Source organism: Cupriavidus sp. (genome assembly GCF_057315035.1).
Genome location: NZ_DBHKYV010000056.1, coordinates 35,406 through 48,181, shown reverse-complemented (window position 1 = coordinate 48,181; position 12,776 = coordinate 35,406). Strand labels below are relative to the sequence as shown.

Below are 12,776 nucleotides of genomic sequence, written 5' to 3'. Positions count from 1 at the left end.
TGGTCCACAAGGCAGCCCAGCGTACCGCAACCCTGCATGAGTCGATCGCCCCGGTCCATGCGCCGGTGACTGAATACTGAAATCCACAGTCGGTGGCGCGGCATTGAAAGCCGGGCCACCTTGAATAAGCGCAGGGGAAGGGCGGTAACCGCTATGACACGCAATCACAATCTCGGTCGCAAGCTGGAAATGGCCGCCGTCGCCTTCGCGACGGGATTTTCATCTCACGGGCACTCCTCGTCGTCCCTGGGTGTACTGGCTGGAACGCTGGCGGTTTGCGCCCTGGTTGCGCGCAGTACGTTCAACAAGCGCTCGGCGACGGCGAGCATGTTGCTCTCCCAGGCAAAACGATCAACGTTTCGGCACGCGTAAAAAAAATCAATCAATCATGACCAAGCAGTTTCCGACCTTCGCCGACCTGTTCGCCCAACTTGGGCTCCCCACCGACGAAGCCGCCATCGGTGAATTCATCGCCGGACATTCACCTTTGCCGCGCAGCATTGAGTTATGCGAGGCGCCATTCTGGACACCGTCTCAAGCAGCATTGCTGCGCGACGAGTTTATCGATGACGCTGACTGGGCTCCGGTCGTCGACCAATTGAATCTTGCGCTGCGTGGTACAGCCTGATTTATCGACGTTTCAAATGCGTCGATCTGGCACCTCCAGCGTTCTAGTTCGCCACCGAAGCCTCAAACACGCGTCGATAGTTGCCACCCAGGATTTGCTCCGATTCAGACTGGGAGAACCCGGCAGCAACTAGGGCGCTGCCAAGGCGTGGCAATTGCGCGTAGCTATTAAACACGGGTGGGGAAATGAACCCAAGCATGTCCGTCCCAAGGCCGACGTGGTCTACGCCTACGACGTCGGCCATGCGCCGGAAGCCATGCGCCATGTCCTGCAGGTCGCGAAACGTGGCGGAGTTCGGCCATACGCCGATGACGCCGCCAGTGCCGGCGATCGCGCGCGCATGATCGGCTGAGATCGATCGACCGCGACTAGTCGGCCGCGTAGCCAGCGCGGTGTGCGACAGGACCAGCGGCTTCGTTGTCACCGCGGCGGCGCGTTTCACCAGATCGAAGGTGCCATGCGCCACGTCAACCACGATGCCCAGTGCGTTACAGCGGCGCACCACGTCGGCGCCGAAATCGGTCAAGCCGCCGTGGACGGGCGCCTCTGTCTGGATGTCCCCGAGTTCGTTGACGCGGTAGTGGGTCAGCTGCAGGTGTCGCAGTTGATGCAGCGTAAAGGCCTCGTCGACACGATCAAGTTTGCCTTCAAGAAAATCCGCACCTTCCGCCGAGATAATCGCCCGTGGCCCGGCCGCATCAGCCGATGCGAGTGCGGCCGCATGTGTGATTACCTTGATCCCTTCGTGCTCGACGAGCGCCTTTGCGCGAGCGAATTCGTCCTGCGATAGCCGATAGAGTTCGCCTGGCTCCGGCTTGCGCCAAGCCTCGAAGCGCCGCCGATCGGCGGATACCCGCGTGACCAGCGTATCCGTCACGATCGCAAGACAAATCACGTCCATGCCGCCCGCGACCATTGGCGCACTAACGGGCGTGAACGGACGATGCGCGCCAAGCGCCGGATCGCGGGATACCGTCACCCGGCCGGCATGGCTATGCATGTCGATTGTCACGACACCCGCAGACGCGCGCCAGGATGCCGATTCGTCCTGGCGCGGTTCGGCATGCCCGCCGGAACGCCCCGGTGCGCATGCTGCAAGGCCCAATGCGGCCCCCAGGGCGAGAAACGCGCGTCGATTTGGCCTGAGCGTTGACGTCGCGACAGCGGCGGGTTCGCACGCGAGCTCTGCATCTTCCAGTCGGTATCGCCAGCCGTTCGGATCGTCCTGCAGGCGCAACAGGCGGCCACGCAGACGAACCGGCCCGGCGCTCAACGCAATACTATCGATCGCGAAAACTTCCACGCTGGTCAGTGGATCGCATGGCGGGCAACTGCCACAGCAAGGCTCCGCTGCGGCGAGCACGAAATAGTCGGCCGCGTCCGAGTTCGGATCCAGGGGAATCATCCAGCCAACGATCTCCACTTCCATCGAGTGCCAGGCAACCGCAGCATCGCTGCGAATTTCGGCCCAAGCCAATTGAGTGGTTATGTCGCAGTGCAAGGTGTCTCCTCGGCGTGTTTGATCGAAAAATTCACTGACGCACCAGTTCGCCAGTATGTCATGTGTAGCTTGCATCTCCCGCCATTTACGGTAGTTTCTGCGTTGGTACGCGAGCCAACATAACAACGTCTACGGGGCGCGTACTGTACCGTTGTAGAAGTGCAAGAGATGCAATGTCCCGGCTATTGAGGGTCACCGGCGTATCGAGCTGGAAGGGATGGCATCGATAAGACGGGGTGGAAGTCGTGAGTTCTCCAGGGTTGCAGCAGGACGTGATCAATCGCAGGGCATGGGGGAGTTGGGGCGCCAGGCACTGGTTCCGGGCGCTCAGTGACTGGACCGATCCTGGCGAGGCTGCAGCGGTTGCCTTGGTGGCTGACAGCGTTCGGGGCACGCCTATCCTCGACGTAGGTGTGGGCGGAGGCAGGACGGTGCCGCTGCTGCGCCGCCTGAGCACTGACTACCAAGCCATCGACTACATGCAGGAGATGGTTGATATCTGCCGCCGCAACCATCCCGGCGTGCGCGTGCGGCTGATGGATGCACGCGACCTTTCCGCGTTTGACGACAACAGCTTCGGGCTGATTGCGTTCAGTTTCAACGGCATCGACGCGGTGGACTATGCCGGTCGGCAGGCCATCCTGCGGGAATTCAGGCGTGTGTTGCATCCGGGCGGAAGGTTGATTTTCTCAACCCATAATCTGCAAGGCCCCTCGTATCGCGAGACGCCGATTCGCGGTCTGCATTGGCCGTCTGGGTCGAATAATCCCCTGCGGCTGGGGTTTGGCGTGGCGCGGATTGTGATCAATTTCCCGCTGGCCGCGATCAACTACCGGCGCAATTCACGGCTGAATCGCGAGTTCGACGGGTATGCAATACACGTTTGCGCCGCGCACAAGTTCGCCATCGTCATTGTCTACACGGAACTGCAACACCAGCAGCGCGAGTTGGCCGCATTGGGTCTTGAGACGGAAGCGGTATTTGGCAATCTCGACTGTCAACCGCTTACGTTGGCAAAGCCGCTCCGAGACGTCAACTGGTTTCACTTCGTAGTGCGCAAGCCGTAGCTGAATCCTCGGGCGCTTTGCGGTCGATTGGCGAAACGGCGATGGCTGTTGCGCAGGCCCAACTGCAATTCCGATCCAAAAATACGTCTTATCTGAGGAGTTGATAAGACGTTTTTCGCTTTGCAACTTGTCTTTCATTTGCGACTTCCTTGCCGGGCTTGACGACATGGGTCATCGGCATTACGGGTGCCATGTATATGTGGGTGACATAGGAGTTTGGCTAGGACCAAAGTGGGGTGTGAACCCTGTACATCGCGATCTATCCTGCGCCCCGATTGTGTCGCTCTAGACGGCTAAAGCTGTAGTTGCAGGTGGTGAGAGTTGTTCATCCCGAGTTTGCAGCAGTTCAGTGCGTTGCCGCGAGACACGCCAGCAAACCGGGTCGTCCATGAATCGCCTTCGTTACCGTATTGTTTTCAACCGCACACGTGCCATGTTCATGGCTGTGGCGGAGACCGCAAGCAGCATTGGCACAGGCAAGCTGGGTGCCAGCAAGCAGGGCAACACGAAGGACAAGGGAACCGATGTCGCACGGCTGGCGATTCCCGCTATCCGGCTGGCCATCTTGGGAGCGATGGGCCTTCCGTTCGTGGCGGTCGCGCAGATCGTCGCGGACCCGAATGCCGGTGCCAATCGACCGGGCGTGGTTCAGACCGCCAATGGCCTGCCGCAGGTCAATATCACGCGGCCTTCGGGCGCCGGTGTCTCGGTCAACCAATACACGCAGTTCGACGTCAACAAGCCCGGCGCGATCCTGAACAACTCACCCGTGATCACGGGTACGCAGCAGGCGGGCTACATCAACGGCAATCCCAACCTGCTGCCCGCGGGCGCCGCAAGAATTATCGTCAATCAGGTCAATAGCACCTCACCGAGCCAATTGCGCGGCTACCTCGAAGTCGCCGGGCAACGTGCAGACGTAGTGATCGCGAATCCGAACGGATTGCTCGTGGATGGCGCGGGCTTTATCAACACCAGCCGTGTGACGCTGACCACTGGCACACCGATCTATGGCGGCAGCGGCAGCCTTGATGCATTTCGTGTCACGGGCGGTCAGATCAACGTCGAGGGGGCGGGGCTCAATGCCGCTAGCATCGACCAGGTAGACCTGATCGCGCGTGCGGTCACGGCCAACGCCGCCATCTACGCCAACAAGCTCAATGTAGTGGCCGGTGCGAACCAGGTCGACTACAACTCGCTGGCCGCAAGCACGATTGCGGGCACTGGGCAAGCTCCCGCGGTCGGTATCGACGTGAGCCAGCTTGGTGGCATGTATGCGAACAAGATCCTGCTGGCATCGACGGAACTCGGCGTCGGCGTCTCTACGCGTGGCGTGCTGGCGGCCCAGGCCGGCGATTTGACCCTGACCACGCAGGGTAAGCTCGTGCTGGCCGGGCAGACCAATGCCAGTGGCAACATCGCTGTCTCGGCGCGCGACGGTATCGACCACAGCGGCACGACGTACGCTGCTGGCGCGGCATTGATCCAAACCGACGGCACACTTGTCAATAGCGGAATGCTGGTCGCGCAGCAGTCGCTGGGTATCCAGGCGCAGAGCGTGGCATCGAGCGGCACGCTCGCGGCGGGTTTGCATCCGGATGGCACGCCCGGCAATGCGGCGGATCTGATGGTAAATGCGACCGGTGCCGTGTCTGCGACGGGGCAAAACCTTGCGAGCGGCAATGCCGCGATCCAGGGCAGCAGCGTCAGCCTGGCTGGCGGCCAGACCGCGGCCAATGGCAATCTGAACCTGACCGCCAGCGCCGGCAACCTGGACCTGACGGGGGCTACGACCAGTGCGGGTATTGGCATTGTGGCCAGTGCCCAAGGCGCGCTCGTCAACGACCGGGGTCAGATGTCGAGCCAGGGCGCCACCAGCCTCACAGCCGGCAGCCTGTCGAATCAGGGTGGCCAGATCGAGGGCGAAACCGTCCAGATCAACAGCCCGGCGATGATCAACACGGGCGCGGTCATCGGCAACAACGTGCAGGTTCAGGGGGCGGACATCGTCAACAACGGTGCCTCGGCACTGATGGCGGCAGTCCAGAACCTGAAGCTCTACGCCTCGAACTCGGTGCAGAACCTCGATGGCGCCACACTCTACAGCGCAGGTAACCTGCAGATCGCGCGCGATGGTACTCGCGATGCCAGTAACGGGTTGCTTGCCAATCAGGTGAATTCGCTCGTCAACCGCTCGGCCAATATCGAGGCCGACGGCGATATCGACATTGCGGCGAACCAGGTCAGCAACACCCGCACGAGCATTGTGACGGTGGCTGGCACGCCGGTGGAGACAGCCGTTCAGACGCTCTCGCTCTGGCAGGCAGGGCTCACGGACGGGGACCTCAACAACCATCTCAGCATCACATTCCCGGCCTGGCGTTGGAACACGCAAAGTGCACAGGTTAGTACGCCGCAAACCAATGCGCTGCGTGCCCCCATCACCGTAACGGTGGACAAGGCGACGGTGACGAACCTGAACACCGGCAAACAAACGCTGTCGTTCACACAGTCGCCCATCGAGGAGTACGAGAATTTCCTGGCGATAACCAACTCGCCGAACTGCGACGTGGATACCGGCATCTGTTCACGCCCCATCGCGACGAACGCGACGCAGTACTACCAGTCGATCCAGGACAACGGATCCACCTACAGCATCACCTTCTGGCCAGACTGGGACCCGAGCAAGAATATCCGTCCGGACCAGGTCCGCCAGCAGAACTTCGGGCACGATTACAACGAGATATCCCGCACTACCGTCACCATGACGGCAACGGACCAGCTCGTGAGCGCCACCGACCCGGCCAAGATCCAAGCCGACGGTAACATCCGCATCAATAGCAACGGCGGCAACATCCTGAACCAGTCCTCGACGATGGCCGCCGGGGGCAACCTGGTGCGATTGGCAGCAGGCGGCACGGTGCAGGACGTTGGTACGACTCTGCAGCAGACCGTGACCACCACGGACACATCGACTTTCTATTGGCACCAGCGGACCGGCGCGAGCGACGACACTCAGGTCGTACCGTATCCGAGCGAGCCCCAGGCGCCTACCACCGTCGCGGCGCTGCCCGCCATTGCGACTGCCAACCAGACGGTGCAAACCACGGCCCAGAATGTGACCGTGGCGTCGGTCAATGCCGTCGGTGCGACCGTTACCGGGAGCAGTGTTGCAGGGGGAGGTGCGAGTGGCACCCAACTGGCCGGGGCCACTGGCAGTGCAGGTGCTGCATCTGCGGGTGCAAACGGGACCGGTGCGGTCCCGGGGCAAGCTCACCCCCCGCAGACACTGGGTACTGCCAAGGGCGGCATTCCAAACCTGAAGCTGCCTACCAACGGTCTGTCCACGTTGCGCACGGCTCCGGGGGACACATACCTCGTTGCCACAGATTCGCGCTTCACCCAGTACACCAATTTCATCTCCAGCGACTACATGCTCAACGCGCTGGGGCTCGATCCGCAGAAAACCCAGAAGCGCCTTGGCGACGGCTTCTATGAAGAGAAGCTGGTGCGCGATCAGGTCACGCAGTTGACGGGCAAGACGTTCCTGGCCGGCTTTACCGACCAGTTGGAAGAATACAAAGCGCTGATGAACAACGGCGTCACGTATGCCAAGACGTTTGATCTGACCCCCGGGGTAGGCCTGACCGACGAGCAGATGCGCCAGCTGACCACCGACATGGTGTGGATGGTGTCGCAAGACGTGACGCTGCCCGATGGCACGACGCAATCGGTACTCGTGCCCAAGGTCTATCTGGCGCAAGGTAATGGCGTCGACCTGAAGTCCACTGGCGCGCTGGTGGCCGGCAATGCCGTGGCAATCAATGCGACCGGCACCGTGCAGAACAGCGGCGTGATCGTCGGCGACATCGCCACGCAGGTGGTGGGCACGGACATCGTCAACCGGGGCAGCATCGGCGGCGCGGGCACGACCGTGGTAAATGCCACGCAGGACGTACGCAACCTGGGCGGCCGCATTGGTGGACAAGACGTGGTGGTGGCCGCAGGTCGCGATGTTGTCAATGAATCGCAGACGATTACGAATTCCACGGTGCTAGCAAATGGCAATAGTGCGAATGCCACGAGGATTGGCGCAGTGGCGTCGATCTCGGGGACGAACAATGTGGCTGTGCTGGCTGGGCGTGACCTCAGCATGGTCGGCGGAGCCATCACTGCCGGCAACAATGGGCTGATCGCTGCAGGCCGGGATATCAACCTCGGCACCGTCGTAACGGGCACCACGCAGGACGCCGCCGCGCATGGTGGACAGGACTACCTGCGCGACCAGACCGTTGTGAATGTCGGTAGCACCGTTCAGACAGGCGGGGGCGTGACGGCAGTCGCCGGCCGCGACATGATGCTCACGAGTGCAAACGTCCAGTCTGGCGACAGCACCACGCTGGTTGCCGGACAGAACGTGGCCATTGTCAATGCCACGGACACTCGTGCGCACAGCGCGGGCGCGCAATCGAACCGGGAGCAATCCAGCTTCAGGCAATCATCGTATGACGAGACCGTGCGTGGCACTACGGTGCAAGCTGGCGGCAACGTGCGAGTTGCCGCAGGTCAGGCCGACATCGCTGCCGATGTGCTCACGGCCAACGGCATCACAGCCGAGAAGTCCTCTGGTGGAACCCTTGGTGTGGTTGGTTCGAGTCTCACGGCCGGCACTGGCACTGCCGGCGGCAATGTGACGCTGGTGGCCAAGGACGATATCGTCGTGGCTGAAGCCCGCGAGATACACGAGGAGAGTAGCGAACAGCGATCGCGCAGCAGTGGTTTCCTGTCGCGCAAGTCCAGCTACGATGCCACTTCGACGTATGAGAATGTCGGCATCGGCAGTCTGGTCAGCGGCGACACGGTGACAGCGGTGGCGGGCAATGACCTGCTGGTACGCCAGAGTGCCATTACGGCGACAGATGCCGTCAATCTGACGGCCACTCGTGGCGATGTGTTGATCACTGCCGGTCAGAACACGCGCGAATCGACGGAAGCGCACGAGCGTTCGGCGTCCGGGCTGTCGTTCTCGGCAGGTAAGGGCGGCATCGGCATGTCGGCTGGCAGCAGCGATGCCAAGTCGAACTCGCATACGGTGGCTGTGACGCAGAGCGATGCCCGCTCCACGGTGGGGGCCACCAACGGCAACGTGACCATCGTCGCTGGCAAGGACGCCACCATCGTCGGCAGCGACCTGATCGCAGGGCGCACTGGCGACAACAAGGACGCCGGCAACATCGCGATCCAGGCTGAAAACATCACGGTTACGACCGGTGTCGACAGCGTCGTGCAGGACAGTAGCCGGAGCAGTCGGTCGACGACGTTCGGTATCAGCCTGGTGGGTACGCCGCTCGACACGATCCGCAACCTGCAAGCCAACAACCAATCGGACAGCACGGTCACGCGTGCCAAGCAAAACCTTGGCGAAATCGGCCACTCGGCCGGCACGGCGCCGCAGGTGGCTATCACGCTTGGTAAAAATTCCAGCAATGCCACCTTCCACTCCGAAAGCGTTACCAACAGTGGCAGTTCGCTGACTGGCGCCGGCGATATTACACTGCGTGCCACCGGCAGCGGGCAGTCCGACGCCAATGGTAAGGCGACGGATGGAGATATCCTGCTGCACGGCTCGGCAGTCAGCGCCGGCGGCAAGGCCACGCTTGACGCACAGCGCAATGTCAATATCGAGGCGTCGACCGACACCTACAGCGAATCAACGTCCTCGAACTCGAGCGGCTGGAAGATCAGCACGGCCGCAGCGACGCTTGGCGATATTGGCCGCAACCTGAACGGTAGCGCCAACAACAGTGGCGTATCGACGTTGCCGTTTGGCAGCCAAAAGAGCAATGCGAGCAGCGATCTGGCCGTCAGCCAGCAGAACGCCAGCACCGTGACGGGCGATTCCGTATCCATCGTCAGTCGCACGGGCGATGTGCGCATCGCCGGCAGCGGCGTGGCGGCCGAGAACGATATCGCGATCGCCGCGAAGCAGGGGCGCGTCGATATCCTGTCAGGTCGGGAGGCGAAGTCGCAGCGCAGTGACAGCAGCAGTCGCGTGATCGGCGATCTGGGTGGCGATGGCTATACCGGCATGACTGGCATCCGTACCGAATCGCACCATCTTGACGCGGGCGGCACCTCCGAGAATACGATTCGCAGCCAGGTCGTGAGTCAGAACGGCAGCGTAAGCATCGCCGCCAAGGATGACCTGACGGCACGCGGTGCAGATATTGCCGCAGGCCAGGACGTCACGCTGATTGGCAAGAATGTGGTGCTGGACCCCGGTACCGATGACAGTACGTACAACCAAGTCGACAAGTCGAGCCAGTATGGCGTGACACTGGCACTCTCGGGCTACAGCATTACCGCGGCCAAGGCGGCCGAATCGGCTGCCAGGGCAGTGGAGGATGGCAAGGACAGCCGTGTGGCGGCGCTATACGCTACGCAAGCAGGTCTGGCGCTGGTAAATGGCGGCGTCATTGGCAAGGAGGTGCTCACCAGTGCCGGGCAGCAAACGCCGGAAGTCATCAAGGTGACGGTCAGTGTGGGCGGTGGTAGTCAGCAGAGCGAGTCTCACAGCACGGCCAGCAGCCAGCAGGGCACGACCGTGAAGGCGGGCAATGCCGTAACTGTCGTGGCGACGGGCTCGGGACAGAAGGACGCCGAGGGCTATGCGATCGACGGCGATATTACCGGCCGCGGCGTCCAGATCAGCGGAAAGACTGTGGACTTGGTGGCTGCGCGTGACGTGACGCTTGAAAGCGCGCAGGATCGCACCAAGAACGACAGCCGCAGCAGCGGCAATAACTTTGGGGTGGGCGTTGGCTTCGCTCTGGGCGGCGCGCAGAACGGTTTCACGATCGAACTGTCGGCCGCGCAGAACAAGGCGAAGGGCAATGGCGAGTCGGTGACGAATCAGAACTCGCACGTCTCGGCCACGGACTCGCTGACCGTGACCAGCGGGCGCGACACAAACCTCAAGGGTGCGCAACTGATTGCCGACCGAATCGAAGGATCCGTCGGGCGTGATCTCAATATCGAAAGCCGTCAGGACACGGAAACCTACCACTCGAAGGAATCGTCGTCGGGCATGCAGGCCAGCATCTGTGTTCCGCCGATTTGCTATGGCACCACGGTAAATGCGTCGGCGACGATGAGCAGTGGCGACACCGACAGCACGTATGCATCGGTGCGTGAACAAAGCGGCATCTATGCCGGTCAGGGCGGGTTCGATGTCAACGTCAAGGGCAACACAGACCTGAAGGGCGGCATCCTGGCCAGCACGGCAGACCCGACGAAAAACAGCCTCACCACTGGCACGCTGACGACGAGCGACATCGAGAACAAGGCGGAATACAGCAGCAGTTCTTCGCAGTATGCGGCGACCTTTAGTGCGGGCAAGAGCCTGCCGGATGGCAAGGATCTGGCTGGCAATACAGTGAAGCAGGGAGCCTACTTTGCGGACAATCTGAATCTGGCCGGTAACGTTGCCAACAGTGCAATGGCAAGTGCTGCGGGCAATGCCCAGAAGCCGATCACCGGCAACGCGTCGGGCACGACGAAGAGCGCGATTGCTGCCGGCACCGTCACAATTTCGGACGCCGAGAGCCAACAAGCCAAGACCGGCAAGACGGCGGAAGAAACGCTGGCCAGTCTGAATCGCGATACGGAGAACGCAAACCAGAGCATCGACAAGATCTTCGACGCACAGAAGGTAAAGGACGAGCAGGCGCTCCGGCAGCTGACTGGCCAGACGATCCAGCAGGCGGCACCGATCATATACAACCAGGTGGGGAATGCGCTAAAAGGGCAGCCGGAGTACGTGAAAGTTGCCGTCCACGGACTCGTAGGTGGGCTGGTCAGCAAGGCGCTGGGCGGGGACTTTGGAACGGGCGCGGCCGGTGTGGCGGCGGCGACGGCGGCAATTGCCGCGCTGGACGAGAACCTCGGTAGTCTTGGGGTGGATCCGGCTACAAAGGACAAGCTGTTGCAGTTGGTGGGTACGGCGGTGGCAGGGGCGATTGGTGGCAATGCAGCGGCGGGTACGGCTGGGATGGCGGATGCGTACAACCGGCAGTTGCATCCGGACGAAAAGCAAAAGCTGGCTCAGTTGCAGCAGGGTAAGAGCCCTGCAGAAGAGCAGCGACTTGCTGATGCGGCGTGTGCGCTGGTGCTGTGTGCGGCAGATTTCTCTACGAACGATCCGAGTTACGCCGAAAAGCTTGCTTCCCAGCAGCGCGGCCAGCAATACACGGTCGAGCAGGAACAATTGAAAGCCACTGGCCTCTTTGTGTACGGGCCTTTGGACCCTGTATTGGACCTGCAAGCGCGGTCGCGGGACTACGCAGTCAATGCGGCAAAATACATAGCTCAGGGAGCAGCCGACTTTGCGAACCAGTTTGGAAGTCTGCTGAAGGCTAACGGGCCGCAGTCCCCATACGTGAATCCTGATGATTTGGGCGGCCCTGGAGGAACAGGTGCGCCTCCACCGTCTGCGCCTGCCGTTGTGACCGTTGCAGTACCGTGCGCACCTGGAGCGCTATGCCCCGTCGTGGTAGCAACGCCTGGTTCAGTCGGTAGCGTGCCAGGGAACGCGATTCTTGCTAATAATGAAAGTCAAGGCAATAACAGCCGGTTGCCGATCCCTGAACCTACCACCGGCACAAATGGGTTGCAGGTGGAATCGAATCCGAAGCATACCGCCGGCATGCCCGGCAATAGGCCGAATGCAGGTGTGGAACCAGCTAATTCGCTCGAACTGTTCAACTCATCCGTGCCAAGTGGTGATGGTGTGCGGTACGCTATTGATTCGAGTGGTAACATTAATCGATTTTATTCGGATGGTAATGGTGTTTTTCACTGGTCGGGCTCAACAGGCGATTCATCGGCACCTTTGAACATCTCGAAGATTCCGATCGACGTAAAGAGAATACTCGGATTTAAAGGAAAGTAAATGTTATCTGGAAACCCCGATACCTTCGCCATCTGGTGTGACTCGGTCGATTCATGGTCAACGGATAGATTTAAAAACGGATGTTTCGGCTACATCATCGGTGGAAGAATAATCTGGTCAACTCGATCAACTCTTGCGGTTGACTTAGAGATGCTTTCACAATTGCACTGCATGAGTCATGCCGTCGAAAATGAGAATTTTTTCAACCTTTCTGTCAATGAAGCATATAAGGAGTTATGTAATCTAACTTTCCCTGCAGCGGATTCCGATATTGAAAGAAATGATTTCAGGTATCTGGTATCTGCGGAGAGCCTGTCCGACGATGGGCACTATGTATTCCTTGTGGAATCAGATGAAAAAGCAAGATTGATATATGGGTTTAAAGAAGAGGGAGATAGTATCTTAGACATTTTTTTGATGCGCGGAGAGTTCCAATCCGTAGTAACTAGTGCGCTACAAAAATTTAAGATGGTATGACGTATCTGTGGTGAGAGAAAGCGTATAGTATTATCTTGGATTGGGGTGCGGAAATTAATAAGGAATATTTCGCAGATTTTCGTTTAATGGATGTTTAATGTGGATCATGATTTATAATCTACGGTAAATGGCCATATAATTGCTCACGAAATT

At 60.2% G+C, this 12,776-nt stretch carries 6 protein-coding genes; 5 read left to right on the top strand and 1 reads right to left on the bottom strand.

Features of this window, described 5'->3' with window-relative positions; all coding sequences use genetic code 11:
• The first annotated feature begins 153 nt into the window (after nt 1-153).
• Both ACO550_RS36585 and ACO550_RS36580 read left to right on the top strand, forming a co-directional pair.
• Nucleotides 154-372, top strand: a complete 219-nt coding sequence (locus ACO550_RS36585) for a hypothetical protein (RefSeq protein ID WP_315596054.1) — start codon at nt 154-156, stop codon at nt 370-372.
• 16 nt (nt 373-388) lie between these two features.
• The gene (locus ACO550_RS36580; protein ID WP_315596053.1) at nt 389-628 is read left to right on the top strand and encodes a DUF2789 family protein; all 240 of its coding nucleotides are present in this window, start codon (nt 389-391) and stop codon (nt 626-628) included.
• A gap of 43 nt (nt 629-671) precedes the next feature.
• On the opposite strand, the gene ACO550_RS36575 is transcribed toward ACO550_RS36580, so the two are convergent.
• The gene (locus ACO550_RS36575; protein WP_485995125.1) at nt 672-1,865 is read right to left on the bottom strand and encodes a dipeptidase; all 1,194 of its coding nucleotides are present in this window, start codon (nt 1,863-1,865) and stop codon (nt 672-674) included.
• Nucleotides 1,866-2,365: 500 nt separating this feature from the next.
• On the opposite strand from ACO550_RS36575, the gene ACO550_RS36570 reads away from it, so the two are divergent.
• The 3 genes from ACO550_RS36570 (at nt 2,366) to ACO550_RS36560 (ending at nt 12,623) form a co-directional block, all read left to right on the top strand.
• Nucleotides 2,366-3,196 (top strand): class I SAM-dependent methyltransferase, encoded by an 831-nt coding sequence (locus ACO550_RS36570; RefSeq protein ID WP_485995124.1) that lies wholly within the window; start codon nt 2,366-2,368, stop codon nt 3,194-3,196.
• A gap of 388 nt (nt 3,197-3,584) precedes the next feature.
• Nucleotides 3,585-12,146: a hemagglutinin repeat-containing protein gene (locus ACO550_RS36565; RefSeq protein ID WP_315596051.1), complete on the top strand. Its 8,562-nt coding sequence runs from the start codon at nt 3,585-3,587 to the stop codon at nt 12,144-12,146.
• Nucleotides 12,147-12,623, top strand: coding sequence for an Imm42 family immunity protein (locus ACO550_RS36560; protein ID WP_315596050.1), 477 nt, complete (start codon nt 12,147-12,149; stop codon nt 12,621-12,623). It begins immediately after the preceding gene.
• Nucleotides 12,624-12,776 lie beyond the last annotated feature (153 nt).